The organism is Cellvibrio sp. BR (assembly GCF_000263355.1).
Lineage (GTDB): Bacteria > Pseudomonadota > Gammaproteobacteria > Pseudomonadales > Cellvibrionaceae > Cellvibrio.
In genome coordinates, this window is record NZ_JH668201.1 from 208,535 (window position 1) to 228,778 (window position 20,244).

The 20,244-nt window shown below is 47.0% G+C and carries 21 protein-coding genes and 1 tRNA gene; 10 read left to right on the forward strand and 12 right to left on the reverse strand.

The genetic code is table 11. The features are described from left to right. Positions 1-42: 42 nt before the first annotated feature. The 4 genes from O59_RS06175 to O59_RS06190 form a co-directional block, all read right to left on the reverse strand. Positions 43-909, reverse strand: coding sequence for a PP2C family serine/threonine-protein phosphatase (locus O59_RS06175; RefSeq protein ID WP_007640624.1), 867 nt, complete (start codon positions 907-909; stop codon positions 43-45). Positions 910-1,050: 141 nt separating this feature from the next. Next, the gene (locus O59_RS06180; protein ID WP_007640625.1) at positions 1,051-3,969 is read right to left on the reverse strand and encodes an insulinase family protein; all 2,919 of its coding nucleotides are present in this window, start codon (positions 3,967-3,969) and stop codon (positions 1,051-1,053) included. A gap of 136 nt (positions 3,970-4,105) precedes the next feature. Next, a complete protein-coding gene (locus O59_RS06185; protein WP_007640626.1) occupies positions 4,106-4,732 on the reverse strand; it encodes a tRNA-uridine aminocarboxypropyltransferase in 627 nt (208 codons plus the stop codon). Beyond that, the gene (locus O59_RS06190; protein ID WP_232283046.1) at positions 4,729-5,124 is read right to left on the reverse strand and encodes a GIY-YIG nuclease family protein; all 396 of its coding nucleotides are present in this window, start codon (positions 5,122-5,124) and stop codon (positions 4,729-4,731) included. Before O59_RS06190 ends, O59_RS06185 begins: the two co-directional genes overlap by 4 nt. On the opposite strand from O59_RS06190, the gene O59_RS06195 reads away from it, so the two are divergent. Then, the gene (locus O59_RS06195; RefSeq protein ID WP_007640628.1) at positions 5,118-5,930 is read left to right on the forward strand and encodes a methyltransferase domain-containing protein; all 813 of its coding nucleotides are present in this window, start codon (positions 5,118-5,120) and stop codon (positions 5,928-5,930) included. The genes O59_RS06190 and O59_RS06195 overlap by 7 nt on opposite strands. A gap of 18 nt (positions 5,931-5,948) precedes the next feature. Here O59_RS06195 and O59_RS06200 read toward each other — a convergent pair whose 3' ends face one another. Then, a complete protein-coding gene (locus O59_RS06200; protein ID WP_007640629.1) occupies positions 5,949-6,452 on the reverse strand; it encodes a hypothetical protein in 504 nt (167 codons plus the stop codon). Between the two features lie 187 nt (positions 6,453-6,639). Between O59_RS06200 and O59_RS06205 the strand changes: the two genes are divergently transcribed. From O59_RS06205 to O59_RS06245, 9 genes are all read left to right on the forward strand, one after another. After that, the gene (locus O59_RS06205) at positions 6,640-8,322 is read left to right on the forward strand and encodes a hypothetical protein (RefSeq protein WP_157152499.1); all 1,683 of its coding nucleotides are present in this window, start codon (positions 6,640-6,642) and stop codon (positions 8,320-8,322) included. Positions 8,323-8,331: 9 nt separating this feature from the next. Then, entirely contained in the window at positions 8,332-8,880 is a 549-nt protein-coding gene (locus O59_RS06210) for a hypothetical protein (protein ID WP_007640634.1), read from the forward strand. A 75-nt stretch (positions 8,881-8,955) separates the two neighbouring features. Next, positions 8,956-9,999 (forward strand): agmatine deiminase family protein, encoded by a 1,044-nt coding sequence (locus tag O59_RS06215; RefSeq protein WP_040391616.1) that lies wholly within the window; start codon positions 8,956-8,958, stop codon positions 9,997-9,999. Continuing rightward, positions 9,999-10,898, forward strand: a complete 900-nt coding sequence (locus O59_RS06220) for a carbon-nitrogen hydrolase (RefSeq protein WP_007640636.1) — start codon at positions 9,999-10,001, stop codon at positions 10,896-10,898. The genes O59_RS06215 and O59_RS06220 overlap by 1 nt, the downstream gene beginning before the upstream one ends. A gap of 101 nt (positions 10,899-10,999) precedes the next feature. Next, complete coding sequence (locus tag O59_RS06225) at positions 11,000-11,689, forward strand: GGDEF domain-containing protein (protein ID WP_040391618.1); 690 nt, start codon at positions 11,000-11,002, stop codon at positions 11,687-11,689. Between the two features lie 75 nt (positions 11,690-11,764). Beyond that, entirely contained in the window at positions 11,765-12,238 is a 474-nt protein-coding gene (gene bcp / locus O59_RS06230) for a thioredoxin-dependent thiol peroxidase (RefSeq protein WP_007640638.1), read from the forward strand. 216 nt (positions 12,239-12,454) lie between these two features. Beyond that, complete coding sequence (locus O59_RS06235; protein ID WP_040391620.1) at positions 12,455-12,898, forward strand: AraC family transcriptional regulator; 444 nt, start codon at positions 12,455-12,457, stop codon at positions 12,896-12,898. A 104-nt stretch (positions 12,899-13,002) separates the two neighbouring features. Next, the gene (gene yajC, locus O59_RS06240) at positions 13,003-13,347 is read left to right on the forward strand and encodes a preprotein translocase subunit YajC (RefSeq protein ID WP_040391622.1); all 345 of its coding nucleotides are present in this window, start codon (positions 13,003-13,005) and stop codon (positions 13,345-13,347) included. A 65-nt stretch (positions 13,348-13,412) separates the two neighbouring features. Then, positions 13,413-14,762: a sodium:alanine symporter family protein gene (locus tag O59_RS06245; protein ID WP_007640645.1), complete on the forward strand. Its 1,350-nt coding sequence runs from the start codon at positions 13,413-13,415 to the stop codon at positions 14,760-14,762. Positions 14,763-14,769: 7 nt separating this feature from the next. On the opposite strand, the gene O59_RS06250 is transcribed toward O59_RS06245, so the two are convergent. The 7 genes from O59_RS06250 to rne form a co-directional block, all read right to left on the reverse strand. Beyond that, complete coding sequence (locus O59_RS06250) at positions 14,770-15,102, reverse strand: TusE/DsrC/DsvC family sulfur relay protein (RefSeq protein ID WP_007640647.1); 333 nt, start codon at positions 15,100-15,102, stop codon at positions 14,770-14,772. A gap of 3 nt (positions 15,103-15,105) precedes the next feature. Then, complete coding sequence (tusB, locus tag O59_RS06255; protein ID WP_040391624.1) at positions 15,106-15,414, reverse strand: sulfurtransferase complex subunit TusB; 309 nt, start codon at positions 15,412-15,414, stop codon at positions 15,106-15,108. A gap of 1 nt (position 15,415) precedes the next feature. Further along, the gene (tusC, locus tag O59_RS06260) at positions 15,416-15,778 is read right to left on the reverse strand and encodes a sulfurtransferase complex subunit TusC (protein WP_040391625.1); all 363 of its coding nucleotides are present in this window, start codon (positions 15,776-15,778) and stop codon (positions 15,416-15,418) included. A 7-nt stretch (positions 15,779-15,785) separates the two neighbouring features. After that, the gene (gene tusD, locus O59_RS06265; RefSeq protein WP_040391627.1) at positions 15,786-16,169 is read right to left on the reverse strand and encodes a sulfurtransferase complex subunit TusD; all 384 of its coding nucleotides are present in this window, start codon (positions 16,167-16,169) and stop codon (positions 15,786-15,788) included. Positions 16,170-16,234: 65 nt separating this feature from the next. Beyond that, the gene (locus O59_RS06270) at positions 16,235-16,918 is read right to left on the reverse strand and encodes a Bax inhibitor-1/YccA family protein (RefSeq protein WP_007640659.1); all 684 of its coding nucleotides are present in this window, start codon (positions 16,916-16,918) and stop codon (positions 16,235-16,237) included. 212 nt (positions 16,919-17,130) lie between these two features. Next, positions 17,131-17,220, reverse strand: a tRNA-Ser gene (locus tag O59_RS06275). A gap of 156 nt (positions 17,221-17,376) precedes the next feature. Then, positions 17,377-20,196, reverse strand: coding sequence for a ribonuclease E (rne, locus tag O59_RS06280; RefSeq protein ID WP_007640661.1), 2,820 nt, complete (start codon positions 20,194-20,196; stop codon positions 17,377-17,379). Positions 20,197-20,244: the final 48 nt, after the last annotated feature.

Consider the following 20,244-nt stretch of genomic DNA (forward strand, 5'->3'; position numbering starts at 1 on the left):
TGGGTTATCAAACAGTTCAATGGTCGGAATTTCTCTCCGCCATTAAGTTAATACAACATAGACCAGTAGCCCCAAGAGTGAGACAAGTGACGCGCCAAAAATCCAGGCATCCCGTTTTAGGTTGCCGGTCAAATGGGGCACAAACTGCCACAGCCCATTGCCCTGGTCAGCGGGCCGCAAGGGCGATTCAATAATTTGCAGGGTGATATTATCGCGCCCGCCGTTGGTGAGTGCTGCGTGCATCAGCTGATCCACCGCAGCAACGCAATCGCTGGCGTCACAGAGAATTTGTGCGATGGTTTTGTCATTTACCTCGTCGGTCAATCCATCGCTGCACAGCAATACCCACTGGTTTTCCTGCCATTGATTTTCAAGGTGATCCACTTTCACCTGCGCTAATTCCTGCATGCCTAAACATTGGGTGATGATATTTTTTTCCGGGTGAAACTCTGCATCTTCGGCGCGAATTGCCCCGCTTTCTACCAGCATTTGCACATAGGAGTGGTCTGTACTTAATTGCTCCAGACGCCCGCCCTCGCGGCTTGGCGTCCAGAGGTAGGCACGGCTATCGCCAACCCAGGCGATTTGATAGCGCTGATCCTGGCTTTTCAGCGCCACTACGGTTGAACCCATGCCCGGCACACCTATGCCTTGTTTGGCCGAATTGATGATACTGAGATGGGCTTGTTGGATGGCATCGAGCAGGGAGAGGTGGGGATTATTGCGCGTGTTGCGCTCAATAGTGTCGCGCACCAGCGCGCTAGCAACTTCACCGGCTTCATGCCCTCCCATGCCATCGGCCACCAGCCATAGGCCCTGTTCCGGCTTGCTGAGAAAGCAGTCTTCGTTGTTGCTGCGCGTTAAGCCCGGGTGGGATGCGGCGCTGTAGTCAAGCGGCTTTATGGTCATAGGTTGGGGTCAGCGTCATGCCAGTTATTGTTCGAATTAGTGTCGACCAATACTAGATGAGTTTGTGCGCCAAGACTATCTGGCCGGGGCAAATCTATGCGCCCCGGCACACTTGGCTATTCCTCCTTGGGAGTGGTTGCCTTAACAGGTTTTGATGCTCAGCCCAAGCTGCTCAACCAGTTCTTTTTGCCCGGCATGAGTCACTACGGCGATACTGGCTTTTTGCGCTTGCAAGTAAATGGCGGCGACCCGTTTGAGGTCATCCGCGGTTACCGCCAGAACACGGTTGCGGAATTGCTCCCGTTTTTCGCGCGTGCGCCCAAACAACTCGGCTTGATAGGTGGATTTGGCTTCGCCAGCAGGTGAGCCGGGTTTATCAATACTGCCAATTACACCCAGAATCGCCTCTTCAACCGCTTGCCATTGGTGATCGGTGGTTTGCAGCCATTCCAGTGACGCATCGAAATCGGCCAGAGTTTCAGTTAAACGCGGGTCGCGATAGGAATAAAAACGGAACGCCGCGCTGTTGCTGTCCTGACTTGCACCACCGCCGTAAGCACCGCCTTGTTCGCGAATAGTGCGATGTAAAAAGCCGTTGCGTAAAAAGCCGCCCAACACAGTGAGTGCGGCTGCATCCGGGTGATCGCTCGGTACGGTGGGGTAGGCTTTGGCGCAGAAGTTCACCTGGGTATTGGTGATCCACGCCTCGCGAATCGTTTCCTGAACCGGTGGCAGGGTGAAATGTTTGAAATCCTTAACTTGGGGTTCTATTGGCCAACGCGCTTGCAGATTGTCGCGGTAACTATCCAAGTGCTCTTGCTCGCCCACAATCAAAAATTGCTTGGGTGCTTGTAATACCAGGTTATGGATAGCCTGTAACTGCGCGGCAAACGCGGCGAGGTTTTGTGCATCGTCCAGTGAATTATCCAGCGCTTTTACTGCGGCAATGCCCTCAAGCCCGCCGAGTTGATGTGACACTTTTGCCGCCGGGCTCATGCCCGCACAGGCGGCCGTCATGGCGAGGCTGTGGCCATTACCGGTAATGCTCTGTTCGCGGCGTGCGCGATTTTGGGCGATCAGTTCGCGAATGCGGCTGTGCTCGTCAAAACGCACGTTTAAAAGGGTGGATTGCATCAAGTCATTGAGCGCCGCGCTGTTGCGGCTCAAAGCTTTGGCAGAGAGTGTGAGGTAGGCATCGATCGCCTGAACATCATCACTTGCGCCGCGAATGCTGCTGAACGCGTGAATGGAACCTACGACTTCAGCTTGCCAGCGCTGGGTGGCAAGGTAGTCTTTATCGCCCGCGCCCAATTCGGTTAAACAAATGCAGTAGTAAGGCAGGACTTTAAGCTGTGCCTCGGACAGCACAGGCAACTTGCAGGTGATTTGTTGATACACCAAACCATTGGTTCCTGCGGCATAACGGCGCAGCGGGTAGTGATTCAACAACTCGTGGCTGCCGGCGGTGTAATGCAGGTTGGCGGGGATATCAGTCAAATCCACTTTAGGCAGGATGCTCTCGTCGTCCTGCTGTTGCTGACGTTCTTGCAGCGCATGCGCGCGCGCGATAATTTCCTGTTTCTGGGCATCGCTCAGCTGCGCTTTCATGGCGGCAAGGCGGGCAATTTCGGCGGCTTTAATGCGTTCGCCCATCTGTGCATCCGGGCGCAGGGTCAAGCGCACGCGGTGCGGGTTATCCAGTAACCATTTGCGCACGGCAGTTTGGATAAACACCGGGTCTTGGGTTTTGCGGCGCAAATTTTCCAATGCGACATCGACATCCAGCAGCGCGATAGGGTCGCCGCGATGGGTGGCTGAGGTTAAGCCGGTCAGAATTAATTGCAAACCATAAGGGTAGCCATCGCCACCCACTTCGCGCTGCGATAATTCCAACTGGTGCAGCGAAGCGGCGACTTGTTCTTGCGGAATTCCGGCTTCGGCTACTTTGCGCATGGTGTCCAGAATCATCGCTTCTACCTGCGGGGCATCTTCCAATTTGCAACCTTCAAGGCCGCACACAAACGCCATTTCGCGCGATGAATCGTCCAGCCCACACAGTGGCGAGGGTGCCTGCCCCAGCTCAGTCGTCTCTAACGCTTGTTGCAATGGTGAGGCGCTGTTGTCGAGCAAAATATTGGAAACCAATTGCGCTTCCAGTGACTCATCGAGATCCGTCGTTTTACCCAGTAACCAGGCGATAACGACGTGGTGTTTTTCATCCAGATTTTCCGCATCACTTTCATCAATTGGGTAGGCCTCTTCCACCGCAATCGGTGCGTGGTAGCGCTTTTCATCGCCTACAGCAATGACTTCGTCCAAGGCTTCAAATTGGCTCAGCGCGCGCGTTTCAAATTTCTCTTGATGAACAGCGGCAGGAATGTCGCCGTAGGTCATAAATACCGCGTTACTGGGGTGATAGTGGGTGCGATAAAAATCTTTCAACTGTTGGTAGGTGAGGTTGGGAATATCTTCCGGTTCTCCACCACTGTTGTAGTGATAGGTCGTGGTCGGATAAAGGTATTTACACAAGGTATGCCACAGCTGGGATGAGACCGAACTCATCGCACCTTTCATTTCATTAAATACCACGCCTTTAAACACCAAATCGGAATTGGGGTTGTCGGTTTCGGCAAACTCCACGCGGTGGCCTTCCTGCGCAAAATCCAGTTCATCCAACCGCGAGAAAAACACCGCATCCAAATACACATCGAGTAAGTTATTAAAATCTTTTTGGTTCTGGCTGGCGAAAGGGTAGGCGGTCCAGTCGGAGCTGGTGAAGGCATTCATAAAGGTATTGAGCGAGCGGCGCACCATCATAAAAAATGGATCGCGTACCGGGTATTTTTGGCTGCCGCAGAGAGCGGTGTGCTCCAGAATGTGGGCAACTCCTGTGGAGTTGTGCGGCACGGTGCGCAGGGCTACCAGAAATACGTTTTCGTTATTGTCAGCTGCTAAATGTATGTGCTGGGCGCCGGTGACTTTATGGCGATATTCTTCTACACGAATTTTCAAAGCATCAATGTTTTGGCTGCGCAATAATTCAAACGTCGGATAAGTCATAAGTCTGCAGTTCTCTTGGTTTTTAATTCTCGGTTTTTGATTCTTGTTTCTTGATGAAAGATAGAAAATATAAAACGATGGCTATTCAGATGCGCTCACAGCGGGAATTTAGGCCGGGCTGTTAATGCGTCGTTATTCAATCGGATTTAGGAATAAAAGCCGCCAGCTGTGCGACAAAATCGGCCATCGCCTGTAGCACGGGTTGATAGTTGACGCTGTGCTGTTCAAGTTGCTGTAGAGCGTAACAACTTGCCTCCAGTGTGGAAAGCTGATTTTCGCTATGTGCTTTGCGAATGCGGTAAATGGAGGCCGGTGTCTGGCTAAGGCTCAGCAGCGGTAACTGCTGCAATAGCGGGTTTAGGTAGAGCATTTTTCGGCTTTTACGCCAGGTGGCATCAATCACAATCAGGCGCAGTTGTTCGGCGGAATAATCGGCGAGCTCTGGTGTGGCGGGCGGAGGTGTAATGCCCAGTGAGTGGTAGTCGGCCAGCGGTGGGTAGAGCAGTAATGGTCGTCGCCCATTGGCATAAATGAGCTGCTGTAATTGCAATTCATCAAATCGTTCACCGGTATAAATCTGGCTGTTTTTTAAACTCAGTTGTAATAAAACTGCAGTATTTTTTGCATTGGGTGTTTCTTCTGGGTGCTGCAGTATTAATAACTCGACACGATTATTAACCTGATGAATAAACGCACAAAAACAGGTGCGCGTGGGGCGCTGGCAGTGGCTACAGTTTGCGCGTTGGTGTGACTCGTCATTCATGGGTTATCGGCGCTCGGGCTATGCGCGGCAAGGTGCTGCAGCTCGTATTTGGCGATTAACACTGAACACCTGGTGTGTTGTTGATGGATAAGGGTACGTTTGGCTTTAGCGCTGAGGGTTTTTAGCGCATGTTCACGTTTACTCGCACTGGAACGGTCGTGGCCATCCTCCAGAAAACACAGCTGCATGGGTTTGCGCCCGCGAAAATAGCGCGCACCGGCACGGCCGGATTCATGGGCCTGCCAGCGGCGGCGCATATCGGTGGTGATTCCGGTGTAAACTTGATCGTCGCTGGTGAGAATCATATAGACCAACCAGTTATTTGCGGGCGTTATGTCGTGCAAGAGTGCCGCACCAATAAGTGTAATGAGTGAACGGAAAGTATATGGCAAAAGAATCCAGCAGTCAGGATCGTAATTTTGATGATTTGGCCAAGCGTTTTAAAAAGAATATATACGGCGGGTTAAAGGGTGATATTCGCCTTGCGATATTAGAGCGCGATTTTAGTGATCATATTCCTGCTGTACCTTTTGGTGCAGACGCTGGCCCCTGGCGTGTGTTGGATGCGGGTGGAGGCCAAGGGCAATTCTCCTTACAAATGGCTAAAGCCGGGCATCAGGTGGTGATTTGCGATATCTCGGCCGAAATGCTGAAACTCGCTGAAGAGCAAGTCAGCGCGGCAGGCTTACAGAGCAATGTCACACTGATTCATTGCGCAATTCAGGATTTACCCGCGCAGCTGGGCGCGCAAGAGTCGCAATTTGACTTGGTGATTTGTCACGCAGTAATGGAGTGGATGCAAGAGCCGCGCGAGTTGTTACCTTATCTACTTCAGCACCTCAAACCACAGGGCTATTTATCCCTCACTTTTTACAACCTGCATTCATTGATCTATAAAAATTTACTGCGCACTAACTTTAAAAAAATTATCAATCAGGATTTTGGCGGCGCGAAAGGCAGTCTCACACCCATCAATCCCCTGGACCCGCACGTGGTTATGGGGTGGATTGATGAGTTACCGCTCAATGTGCTGGTGCACAGTGGTATCAGAGTATTTCACGATTATATTTTTAACGAGGAGCATCGTGCCCGTGAGCCTGAACAGCTACTGGAAATGGAGCTAAGGTTTTCGCGTGAGGAGCCATATCGTTTATTGGGCCGTTACATTCATGTACTGGCGAAGCATGTAAAACAATAATATGGCTCAGCTCTGCGCTTATTTTGCGCTGAGTTTATTGATCAGTAGGTCGCGTGCTTGATTAATTTTGGCTGCCAGGTAGTCGTTGCCACCGCGATCCGGATGAAGTTTCTGAATCAAACGGCGGTGTGCATCCTGTACCATTTCCTGTGTAATCTCGCCTTTATTCAGGTCTCCGGTTAGCCCCAGAATTTCCTGAGCTTCCACAAGGTTCATCGCACCGCTTGAGGGCGGTGGCGTTGTTTGCTCCTGGGGTTTTTCCTGTTTGTGTTTTAGCCAGAGCGGTAAGGCCTGCATTAACAGATTAAAACCAACACGCAAAAAGGGCAAAAGCGCGCCGATTGCCGCACCTATCCAATGCATGCGTCCGGTTACTACCAACACGATCAGTAAACCGAGAAATATTCCTGTACCCAAGCGCCAGAGGGATTTGCGCTGTTGTGCACTATCCATTTTCTTATAGCGAGCACTGATAATTACAATAGATGTCACTATCACCGCAAAAATCAGAATATTCAGCATAGGTTTTACAAGCTCAGGTTAATGGTTTCATCACGTCGTATGGCGTGAGTGGCGAATAATTCAGCATTATCTTGATTGTGGTGCTGTTGCGCTAGTGACTAAATCGCTTAATCAGGGTTTTTGATTATACTTGCTTAGGTTGATCTTAAACTTCATTTGCATTTATACCCAGGTCGCGAGGTAATACATGAGGGGGTTCTATGCGCATACCCTGTTTCATTTGGTCAGGCGCGGTACCGGGTTAGTTGCGTTGCTAACATTTACGTTGTTCGTCAGTGCTTGTGGGGGCGGCTCATCATCGAATCAATCTCGCTCCTCGTCGAGTGCCGCGGTCTCTTCCAGTGCCGCGCTAGTCGTTATATCTGGCAGCCTCACTTACGATTACGTCCCTCATTTCACTGAGCGCAACGGGTTAAATTATGCCGGGACTGTAGAGTTGCCCATCCGCGGCTTGGTAGTTGAGTTGCTGGATGCTGGCAATCAAGTGCTAATGACGGACATAAGTACGCAAACCGGCACCTATTCGTTCACGGTGACACGTGATCAGCCTGTGCGGGTTCGAGTGAAGGCGCAACTGTTGCGCGAACAAAATGACAATAGTGCACGCTGGAATTTTAAAGTAACCGACAACACTGACAACAATAGCCTTTATGCCATGGTGGGTTCATTGTTGGTAGCTAATGACGCTAATGCTGTACGCGATCTTCATGCTGCATCCGGTTGGACGGGAAATGCCTATACCCAGCCACGGGTTGCAGCACCTTTTGCGATACTTGATTCTATTTATACAGGTGTACAACGACTCGTAGCGGTAGATGGATCAGTACAATTACCTGCCTTGGAGTTTCGCTGGAGTCCAAATAACATTACTGCTGATGGTGAATTGGAACTCGGTGAAATTGCGACCAGTTTTTATCGCAACGATTTGAACGCGATATATTTGTTAGGGGGCGAAGATGATGACACTGACGAATACGATCGCCATGTTGTGCTACATGAATGGGGGCACTATTTAGAGGCAGAGCTTTCCCGTTCCGATAGTATCGGAGGTGATCACAGTGGCGATGATAAATTGGATTTTCGTGTCGCTATGTCCGAAGGTTTTGCGAATGCATTTTCTGCCATGATGCTGGATGATCCCATTTACCGCGATGCAAGCGGCACACAGCAGGCTGAGGGCTTTAAAATCGCTGTTAATAGTACTGAAAACCGTGAGCGCGGCTGGTACTCTGAGGCATCGGTACAGTCGGTTCTTTATAATTTTTATGTGAGTGAGAACAATAAAACTGCGCGCGATTTTGCCGATATATTTACTGTTATCACTCGCGATAATTACAGTACTAGTGATGCTTTCGTTTCCATTTATTTGTTTGCCGAACAGTTGCGCGAAGCATTGCCGGGTGTTACTGCAGGCTTTAATAGTTTGCTGTCTGGGCAAAATATTACAATTACAGATCGCTTTGGTGCTGGCGAGAGTAACTCGGGCGGCGCCACCATTAATTTACCTGTCTATAAAACGTTACCGCTGAATAACAGCGCTGTTAATGTATGCAGCTCAAACGCTAATGGCTCTTACAACAAACTCGGTGTATCACAATTTTTAGTATTGAATATCCTGTCTGCAGGTAATTACCGCATTACGGCGACTGAGTTTGGAACCACTTCTGATGACTCTGATCCTGATATGTATCTATATCAACGCGGTATTCAGCTACAAGAAGCGATAAGTCCAACAGTCGGTACAGAGACTCTCACTCGCTCGCTGTCAGTAGGAACTTATGTCCTTGAACTTGTCGATGATAGAGCGGTGAGGGACGATTTTAATGGCGATGTATTGGCGTGTTTTGATGTTCGCGCGCTGCCCAATTAGGTGACCACTATGATGAAAAAATTAATAGCCGTATCGTCCATCTGGGTAGTGGGCTGTATGGTTCTAGCACTTTTGCAAGCGTGTTATTCCGGTAGCTCAGCGCAAACTCCTGAAAATGCCTCCCAGCCCAAAGCCGTTACCGTCAAACCTGGTGCAAGTGTAAGTATTCGCAATACGCAGCCTATAAAACTTGAGACTGTGGGAGAGCAAAATATTGTTGTTGTTTTGCATTCGTCGAGTTTCCCCGGCGAAATGAGCGTTAGTGTTGCGGCGAGCAAGGGGGTAAGTATTCTGTCTACCCCTAATCCTTTGGTATATCCATTAACCGAAAGTGGGGAGTATCGCGTCCCTTTGCACCTAAATGTTGAACACGAAGGCCGTCATTATGTGCGCATGAACGTGAGTATTAGTAGTGGCGGGCTGAGTGAAAAACGGGTTGTTTCCGCCATACTGCAGGTGGGGGATGTTCGCGCCAAATCGCAGAAAGCCGTGCCTGCAGCTAGTTCGGATGCTGTCATTTCGCTTCCCGCGCAAGAGCGTGTATCGCCACGAGACTAATCGTTCATAGGTTGGCGCGGTTTGTTTATAATGGCCAGCAAATCTGGCCATTTTCTTTTGTAACGAGGTGTTTTTATGTCTACTCAACGATTGCCCGCAGAGTGGGAACCACATGATGCGGTCATGCTGACCTGGCCGCATAAAAATACCGGCTGGAACTGGATTTTGGAGGATGTCACCGAGCTTTATGAGGCTCTGGCAACGGTTATCGTAGATTATGCTGACGTAGTTATTGCAGTGCCTTCAGCCATGGTTGACGAGGTTTATACTCGCCTTGAAGCCATGGGCGCACCTATGGATTACATCTATTTGTATCCTTGTGAAAGTGACGACACATGGGCGCGCGATCATGGTCCACTTACAGTTGAAACTGCAGACGGATTTAAATTATTGGATTTCCAGTTCAATGGATGGGGAAATAAATTTCCTCACAAAAAAGATAATCAAATATCACAACAATTATTTTCTCAGAAAGCATTTCCCTACGCGACTATAGAGGTACAGGATTGGGTGCTTGAAGGCGGTTCAATAGAAACTGATGGTCAAGGTACTTTACTCACAACATCATCTTGTTTACTTAATAAAAATCGCAATCCTCATTTGACCAAAGAAGAGATTGAAACGCGTTTAAAAGCGGCGTTCGGGATTAGAAAAATTAATTGGCTCGATCATGGTTATCTTGCCGGCGACGACACCGATAGTCATATAGATACTTTGGCGCGCCTGTGCCCCAACAATACTATTGTTTACACGGCTTGCGATGATGACCAGGATGAACACTATATTGAATTGAAAAAAATGGAAGACCAGTTAAAAACGTTTACTAATGCAGATGGCGAGCCCTATCGTTTATTGCCGCTGCCTTGGTCTGGCCCTGTGTTGGGGCGCGATAGCGACGAGCGGCTACCCTCTACCTATGCTAATTTTCTCATAATCAATGAAGCAGTATTGGTCCCCATATATGATTTGCCAATGGACGAAGATGCACTGGAAGTAATATCACAAGCATTTCCCGGGTTTGAAATTATGGGGATTCCGTGCAATGCCTTGATAGAGCAGGGCGGTAGTCTTCATTGCATTACCATGCAAATTCCCGAAGGTGTTTTGGAGCCACTCTAATGCGCAATCAAAGCATTAAAAGAAAGTTAAATATTGGTGTTGTCCAACAATCATGCACCGCAGATATTGCTGCTAATTTTACTAAAACCTTAGAAAATATTCGCAAACTTGCCGCGCAAGGTGCGGAACTAGTAGTTTTGCAGGAGCTTCACCGTGGATTGTATTTTTGTCAGCAGGAAATCAGTGATCATTTTGATCAGGCCGAGACAATCCCTGGGCCTAGTACAGAAGCATTAGGTAATCTTGCGCGGGAATTAAATGTTGTTATCGTTGCGTCTTTATTTGAAAAGCGCGGTGTTGGTTTGCATCACAATACTGCGGTTGTCATTGAGCGCGACGGTTCTATTGCGGGAATGTATCGCAAGATGCATATCCCGGATGACCCGGGTTACTATGAAAAGTTTTATTTTACCCCCGGCGATTTGGGCTTTAACCCCATCCAAACATCAGTTGGAAAGCTAGGTATTTTAGTGTGTTGGGACCAATGGTTTCCTGAAGCAGCACGCCTAATGGCAATGGCGGGCGCTGATTTATTAATTTACCCAACAGCCATTGGTTGGACTCCAAGCGAAGACGAGGGCGAAAAAGATCGCCAACGCGAAGCGTGGATTACAGTCCAGCGCGCCCATGCAATTGCAAATGGTTTGCCCGTGGTTAGCGTTAATCGTGTAGGGCATGAACCTGACCCCGCTGGCGGTTGTGGCTTGGATTTTTGGGGCAGTAGTTTCGTTACTGGACCGCAAGGTGAATTTTTGTGGGTAGCCCCTGTAGATCAAGAAGTAAATTCAGTAGTTGAAATCGATTTACAACGCAGTGAAGCGGTTCGTCGGATGTGGCCTTATTTGCGCGATCGCCGCATTGATCACTATGGGGACTTGTTGAAAATTTATCGCGATTAATATTTCATATTGCGGTGATGATAATTTCAGCTGCTGGTAAGCGAATTCGTCTAGACTTTCTCGACGTTATTCATTGGGCAACTCTCAACTAGAAAGAGCATATGGACTCCTTATCTCAGTCAACAGGTGATTTGCCTTTATATTGCCCATCCTCAGGGCAGAGCTGTCAATTTAAGGATGAATTGCTAACCTTGCGTAACGAGGTTAATGACCTACGCCATCAGGTTCAAACAGACGCACTAACTGGTTTATACAATTTTCGTTTTTTTTCCAACATATTGCCCTTGGAAATGGAGCGAACCCGCCGTGCCACCCAGCCTTTATCATTGATTATTCTAGATATAGATCATTTTAAACAGTTTAATGATCGCTGGGGGCATGAGCTTGGCAACCAGGCGCTAATTCACGTTGCACAATTAATTGCTGTTGCAATTCGCAAGCTGGATTTTGCTTGTCGGTTCGGTGGGGAAGAATTTGCAATCGTGTTACCAAATACCGATTTGTATCAAGCGAATAATGTCGCTGAGCGCTTGCGCTTTTCAATTGCCAATAGTGTTCTTGAAGTTGGTAATAATTTAATTTATCTGACTGCAAGTTTGGGAGTTGATGAGTTTAAAGCCACTGATACAGACAGTCCCCAGGGATTTATTGAGCGAGTGGACGCCTGGTTGTATCAAGCAAAATATGCAGGTAGGAATTTAGTCAAGGGGCCAACTATTTTGCCTGTTGATACAACTACCAATGTTACTGCCGATGAAAAAGAAGCCTTGTTTGGTACTTTTCATGACTAAGAGAAATGATCCTCTGATCATTTAGTTGCGTATAAAATTTTATTTTTTTAATTTTTTTATCTAAGGTTTGTTTTTATGAGCTTCCCTAAAATCGGTAATTTAGCCCCGACGTTTTCATTGCAGAACCAAAATGGTGAAAAGGTTTCACTAAAAGACTTTAAAGGTAAAAAAAACATTGTTTTATATTTTTATCCTAAAGCATCAACACCTGGTTGTACTGTTCAAGCTTGTGGTATCAAGGAATCACGAAGTGAATTCGAAAAGCTAGATACTGTTGTGTTGGGGGTAAGCCCTGACTCTCCTGCGAAGCTGACCAAATTTATTGATAAATATGATTTGAATTTTGATTTACTGGCGGATGAAGATCACTCTGTTGCTGAAACTTACGGTGTTTGGGCACTCAAGAAGTTTATGGGCAAAGAGTTTATGGGGATTGTTCGTACCAGCTTTATTATCAACAAAGAAGGGCGCCTATCTCACGTGCTTGATAAGGTAAATACCAAGACTCATGATCAGGATGTACTCGCGATACTGCGAAATGGCATTTAAATTATCCTTTTATATTAAAATGTGATATAAAAAATATCTGTATGTGAAAATTGTACGCATTTCTCTTTGTTGTAAATGGATATAGACTATAATCGTCCATGTCGAGTGTGGCTTGATTGACAAAAGGATGATATCGATACTATTGGCTTTGGTTTGGCTGAGAAGTGACACTCCTTAATTCTATAACTGCCCTTAATTGGCAAAGGAGACGCCTGGATGATTCAATTACAGCGAATTTACCGAAACAACGAAGGTTCTTCAGAAAACTCCTTTATTGGATCTGATGTAAGATCCTACGAAGAGTACCTGTCTCTTGCCGAAATCCCTCGCTTTGAGGGGGTATCTGCCAGAGTTATTGACTCTTTGAAGCAGCGTGTTGGTCGAGAGGATCTATCAATTGACCGAATTGCAGAGGATTTAAAGTTATCAAAACGCACTTTGCAGCGGCGACTTCAAAACCAAAACGCTAACTTCGCTCAAATCAGAGACGCTTTGCGCTTTCATTATGCAATTAAGTATCTGATAGATGAGCATATGAGCGTTGACAATGTCTCAAAGGCGTTGGATTTTTCGGATAGAACTAGTTTTACCAATGCTTTTAAGCGTTGGACGGGTCTTTCTCCGAGCGTTTTCAGAAAGCTATTTCGCGATTACGCCTGATTCTTGCTTCATCCCTTCCTTTGCCTCTGATTTAAGGGGCGCTAATTGCCTGTATGTTTCAAAACAGGTAAAGTTAGCGCTCTTTATTCTTTGAGGTTAGTTTCATGAGTTTCTTTATAGCATCTGCGATGGCCCAAGCTGAAGCTGCTCCTGCCCCACAAGGTAATCCAATGATTACCTTGCTTATGTTCGGCGGCATGTTTTTATTTATGTATTTACTCATTATTCGCCCTCAGCGTAAGCGCCAAAAGGAGCACCAGAATCTCGTTGCTGCCTTGGCTAAAGGTGATGAGGTAATCATGACAAGTGGAATGTTGGGTAAAATTATCAAAGTAGATGAAAACTATGTTGTCCTTGAAACTGGCAATAATGTAGAGCTTAAGTTTCAGAAAGTTGCTGTGCATGCCGTGCTTCCAAAAGGTACCATCAAAACAATTGAGGCAGCGTAAATCCTGCGATTCTAAAAAGGGGCTTAGGCCCCTTTTTTTTATGCTTTTTCTGGGAGGTGATATTGATGGATTACATCCATAAGCTTGTGTCGGAATTAAACAATTTGGTCTGGGGTGTGCCCATGTTGGTACTTATTCTCGGAACCGGTTTGTTTTTGATGGTGATGTTGAGGGGAATGCCTATCCGTCGAATCGTCTTGGGATTTTGTTTGATGTGGCAAGGACGCTCAAAGGATGTTGGGGCACAGGGCCATGTTAGTTCTTTTCAGGCGCTCATGACCGGATTGTCTGCAACTGTAGGCACTGGAAATATTGCCGGTGTCGCAACGGCTATTTTTTTAGGGGGGCCGGGAGCCCTTTTCTGGATGTGGTGCACAGCTTTGGTTGGCATGGCAACCAAGTATTCGGAAATAGTGCTTGCGGTTCATTACCGAGATGTTGATTCAAAAGGAGAGTGTAGTGGTGGCCCAATGTACGCCATTAAAAATGGGTTAGGTAAAAAATGGCATTTGTTGGGTTTTGTGTTTGCTGTCTTTGGTGGATTGGCAGGTTTTGGGATTGGCAATATGGTGCAGTCAAATAGTATGGCTGAGGTAATAAAAGTCACCTTTGGGATAGAGACGTGGGTAACAGGTTTGGTAACAACAGTGGTGGTTGCACTGGTTATTTTGGGTGGAATTAAGCGCATTGCAAAAGTGGCGGCATCATTAGTTCCTTTTATGTGTATTGGTTACATAATTATGTCGTTGGCTGTACTTATTTTGTATGCCTCTCAGTTGCCTGCCGCGTTCTCTCTTATTTTTACACATGCTTTTACTCCTGTTGCTGCTACTGGCGGCTTTGCTGGCGCAGCAGTGCTGATGGCTATACAGTACGGCGTTGCCAGGGGTATTTTCTCTAATGAGGCTGGGTTGGGAACGGCTGGTATCGCACAGGCAGCGGCGGCAACTGATAGCCCTGTGCGCTCTGGCCTGATTGGTATGACCGGGACATTCATAGATACAATTGTCATCTGTACCATGACTGGCCTGGTAATCATTTGCACCGGTGTATGGGATGGCGGAGCGCGGGGCGCAAGTCTGTCTTCCTCTGCCTTCGAGTCTGCATTACCCGGTATTGGTGGTTACTTATTGGCTTTTGCGCTCATTATATTTACGTTCACTACTATTCTAGGTTGGAGTTATTACGGCGAGCGTTGCTGGATGTATTTGGCCGGGAAGAAAGCCATATTTCCTTTCAGGATATTGTGGGTTCTCGCAGTTTTTGCAGGTGCAGTATTTCATTTGGATTTCGTATGGTTACTTGCTGATACGCTCAATGCTCTGATGGCAATACCAAACTTGTTTTCTTTGCTTTTGCTGAGTCCGGTAGTAATTAAATTGACAGCAGATTACTTTGAGAGCAAAAAAGAATAATTTGTCTTTACAGGCAATTGGTTGGTCGAGGTAAGCCGGCAATTTTGCTTGCGATTTTTGCGGGGCTGGGCGGAAACAGACCAAGCAAATAAATGCTCTTGCCCTTGTCTATGCCCAGATTTTTTTCTGTATATTTTACAAGGGCTCTCATTGCGGGAGAGATTTGATACTCTTGATAAAAAGATTGCAGCAGAGTGATTATTTCCCAGTGTGCATCTGTGAGTGCAATTTTTTCTTGTAGTGCTAGCTGGATTGCAACAGCTGGAGTCCAGTCATTCAAACTGATTAGATAGCCATCTTTATCAAGCGCTATCTGGTTACCATCTACTGTTATGTGCATTGCTCAATACCAGCTCTGAACGCAGCGGTGTTCGATGGTTAGTTGAACAAAACTGTCGTAATCAATCAGTTCAACGGATGCCATCAGTTTTTCTGTTAATCCACGAGCTTTAACATCAGCGCTAATTGCAAATACGCGGACTCCCAAGAGAATTAACTCTTGTAATTGTACGGAGTCTGGTGCTGATTTAATTGCGCCAAATACCCCATCCTCTAACAATAAAATTGCATCAGATGTTGAGCATACCTTTATGCAAGATGATAGGGTGCTATTTGAATAAGGGGATTTATTGATTGTGTGCAGCGTACTCATGCTAAAAACTCAGTAGATGATCTTGTTGGTCTAATAGGTTTTTTACATCTTCGCTTGTCAAGATTTTGATGTCATCCCAAATAAGTTCATTGATTTTAAGATCTCGATCTTCTAATGAATCCTTATGTGCATAAATATTATCAACACCGTAAAGTGATAAGGCGGAAAGTGTGGCCGAAAGATTTTTTTGAGTGATTTCTTCCGGGTTTTGATTTTTAATAAGTTGAAATACTCCATCATCCATAAACAACATGCCAATATCTTGATCATAAACGGATGCGGCGAGGGTCACATCAAGTGCCTCACGGGCCAGACTGGTGCCATAGGGTGCGCGACGACTGATAACCAGTAATTTTTTTTTCATAGGGTTTTTACCCAAAAGTAATAACGCGATCAGATGTTATTGTGGCGTCTACCAGTTGTCCTAATCCGCTAATTGAATAACTATTGTTTATGTTGTGTGCTGGCTTGTTATAACGCAAAGCTTCTTCGCTATTCAATATTCCCCGTTTTAGGGCGGCAGCTATACAAATAACCAAGTCATATTGTTGGGCGAGGTTGTGCCATGCTTGGTATAGGTCAAATTCATCCTGAGGTGGTGTTCCTAATGAAGATGCATTGTGCACACCATCGTGATAAAAGAAAATTCTGTGCAGTGTGTGGCCTTTGTGGAGAAGTGCTTTTGCAAACTCGTAGGCTGTATGACTGGCCTGCGATGAGTAAGGTGGGGCGTATACAGCTAGGGAAAAAATCATAAATTATTCATGCCATCAAAAAAATAGGGCTCCATTAAGGAGCCCCTAGCGAAATAGTTGGAGGTTTACTCGTCGCTAGATATACCGAGAAGATGTAATAAGCTGGTAAATAAGTTAATGATCGACAAGTACAGACTGGTTGTGGCGAGAATATAGTTGCTCTCTCCGCCATGAATAATTTCGCTTGTTTGATAAAGGATTAATGCTGACATTAAAAGAACAATGCCTGCTGAGAATGCCAAGTGTAGACCTGAAAACTGGTAGCCAAAAAATGAGGCTCCAATCAGGAATAGCATAATAACTAACATCAATATCATGCCAACGGCAACAAATCCGCCGAGGAAATTAAAGTTTTTACGTGTGGTCAATACATAGCCTGAGAGGCTAACAAATACAACTGCTGTGCCTCCGAGAGCTTGCATTATGATTGTCGAACCGTTGGTCATACTTAGGTATTTATTTAATATTGGGCCGAGACCGGCGCCTATCAATCCAGTAAAAGCAAATACCACCAGAAGACCTGTTGAGGAATTGGCTGTTCTTGGTAATACGAACCAAATTAGCCCCATTGCTACAAGGCTCATGATAAGTCCTGCGCCATGCCCAAGTCCTGCTGCCATTGAGATTGCAGCAGTAACCGCGCTAAAAGCCAATGTCATGCCAAGAAGCATGTAAGTATTGCGCAACACTTTACTTGATTCTACTTGGCTTACCGAGTGACTTGCTTTGGTGCTATAAACTTCTTGCATGTTTATCTCCGTTTAAGTGCATCAATTTTCGTTTACCTGATTTTGATAATACAAACTACCGGCTATAAAGCCAAGTATTCAAGATTAATTATCGAGGTTATGGCTGAGGCTTCAGTGGTTCCTCTTTGACTGCCAGGATGGCGAATGGTTTCGATTGACGGGACATACAAAATAAAAAAGGCGCTAGATCTCTCTAGCGCCTTTTTCATGTATGGCGGAAGGGCAGGGATTTGAACCCTGGGTAGGCTCGCACCTACGCCGGTTTTCAAGACCGGTGCATTAAACCACTCTGCCACCCTTCCGAGTGGCGCAAATTATACCTAGGTTTTACTTTTGGGCAAGAGAAAACTTTAAAATTTTATGGCTTGATATTAAATGTAATTATTTTTAATTTTTTAGTTGATCATAAAAAAGCCGAATTGTTTCCAATTCGGCTTTTCAGTTTTTTGCGGCGAAAGTTATTGTTCCGAGTTGTTGCGTTTATTCAATCTTGGGTCATTTGAGGGTCTGTTTAGTGGTCGGGGATTATGATCCACGCTCGGGGGCAGGCTAGTGTCCAATGCACGTGAAATTGGTGCCTCAATTGTTTCGGTAATAATATTAACCTGAGCAACTGGTTTCGGTGCTTTTCTTGGGTCATTGCTTGCGCGAATTGGGGTTGCAGTATTTTCGGCTTGAGCTGCAGTCTGTGTCTCTGCTTCGTTGGCATTTGTTTCGCCTTCGGGAGCAGTTTTTTGTTTGATTGCTGCGTCGGGAGTTTCTCTGGTTTCTTCAATATCAAGAGGTGCGCTATCAATTGTTGCTTGAGGTTTCTCAATTGTAGCTACTTCTTGCTCCGCAGTTTTAAGTGGAGCTGCAATAGTTGCCTCCTGATGTGTTGATGCTGGCAATTCAATGTTTGCATCGTCATCAGTTGTAGCCGCTGTTTGCACTTCAGGCTCTTGGGGCTTCTGCTGTGCGTGTTCGGCGATAGCTGCGGATATCTGCTGTGCCAGTTGAGCTGATTCACTTAATACCTTCGGTTCGTTTGCTTGAGTTTGCTCTGCATCTGAACTGATTGGTGAGCTTTCGGTGTCATGGTTGCGTGAGCGCCGACGTTGCTGGGAGCGAGTTCGACGTCCAGCCGGACGCTTTGAGGGGCGCTGATCATCGCCTTCATCCAAGCCATCTTGAGTGTCTATAAGTACGGTCTCGCTTGCGGCTACAGCCTCCTCGCGAATCTGTGGGCGACGATTCTCCCGCTCCGGGCGCTGATTGCGGTTGCGTGGTTGGCGCTGCTCTTCATCACCAGCTTGTTGTTCACGTGCTGGATCGCGCTGTTGATCGCGATTATTGCGTGGGCGACGTTGTTCGCCATTTGGCTCCCGAGTAATACCCTCACGCTTATCGGTGTCTTTGTTGTTGTCGCGCTTATCTTGCTCGCGCGCTGGTTTTATTTCGCCTGCGTTGCGGTGTTCCAGATTGTCCAAGATCTCGCGGTCTTCTTTGCGGTCTTTATCGCGGCGGTTGTTACGGCCATCGCGACGATTGTTTCGGCTGGGGTTTCGACGGCCATCGCGCTTGTGCTCGCGCTTTCCTTTGCTTTCTTCATTTTTCTCGCCGCTAAAAATGTTGCCAATTGAGCTAAACAAACGTGACAAAAGGCCTGGTTTTTTGGCTGGCTCCGGTGCTGGCTGACTTGGGCTGCTCGGCTGTACTAAGGGTTTGGGCGCATTAATGGGTTTTGCCTTAAAGTCTTCTTCGTCGGCTTTTGCTTCGTCAGTGTGCGCAACTATTTTATAGCTGGTTTCCAAGGTTCCTTCGTCGTCGTCGCGCAGGCGTTGGACTTCAAAATGTGGTGTCATCAATTCAGCGCTTGGCACTATCACAACACGAGTATTGTTACGTGCTTCAATGCTGGAGATGGTTTTTCGTTTTTCATTCAATAGATATGTGGCAACTGATACAGGGCAGATAGCACGAATTTCTGCGCTACGTTCTTTTTGTGCTTCATCTTCCACTAAGCGAAGGATTGATAGCGCAAGTGAGCGGGTGCCGCGAATGCTGCCTACACCATCACAGCGAGGGCAAATTTTTGAGTGAGTTTCGCCGAGTGATGGGCGCAGGCGTTGTCGAGACATTTCCATCAGGCCAAAGCGTGAAATGCGACCAATTTGTACGCGTGCTCTATCCATCATCAGGGCATCGCGTACACGGTTTTCAACTTCGCGCTGATTACGCACGGGTTGCATATCGATGAAGTCGATAACAATCAGGCCGCCCATGTCGCGCAAGCGCAATTGGCGCGCGATTTCATCTGCTGCTTCCAGATTGGTTTGCAGTGCGGTTTCTTCGATGTCGCCGCCTTTGGTGGCGCGCGAGGAGTTGATGTCGATGGCAACCAGTGCTTCTGTTGCATCGATAACAATCGAGCCGCCAGATGGCAATTTAACTTCGCGTTGAAAGGCGGTCTCAATTTGAGATTCAATCTGGTAGCGATTGAATAGGGGGATGTCATCTTTGTACAGCTTTACTTTGCTGCGATAATTCGGCATTACCTGTTGAATGAATCCTGCGGCAAGGTCAAATGCTTCTTGATTGTCGACAATTACTTCACCGACGTCCTGACGTAAGTAATCGCGGATTGCGCGGATAATAACGTTACTTTCCTGAAACAAAAAAGCTGGGGCAGGGGAGGTTTTTGCGGCTGTTGCTATGGACTCCCACAATTGAAGCAGGTAATTGAGGTCCCACTGTAATTCTTCAGAGCTGCGGCCCACACCGGCGGTACGGATGATTACGCCCATGCCGTTAGGCACTTCTACTTCGCCAAGTGCATCTTTCAATTCGGCGCGATCTTCACCTTCAATGCGGCGTGAAATACCACCAGCTCTTGGGTTGTTGGGCATCAATACCAGATAGCGGCCGGCGAGGCTGATAAAGGTGGTGAGGGCGGCGCCTTTATTACCGCGCTCTTCTTTATCAATTTGCACAATAACTTCAGTGCCTTCTTTCAGTACATCTTTAATTTTGATGCGGCCGTCTGAGTCGCCGGGATTTTTGGTGAAATATTCGCGGGAGATTTCTTTTAGTGGCAGGAAACCATGGCGTTCCGCGCCGTAGTCAACAAAAGCTGCTTCGAGGCTTGGCTCTACGCGGGTGATGCGCCCTTTATAAATGTTGGATTTTTTTTGTTCGCGGTTGCGGTTTTCGATGTCCAGATCATAAAGCCATTGGCCATCTACCAGCGCTACGCGCAACTCTTCTGGTTGAGTTGCATTGATGAGCATTCTTTTCATGTGTTACCTAATTGTCTGTGAGCGTCTGACTGACGTGACAATCAAGGT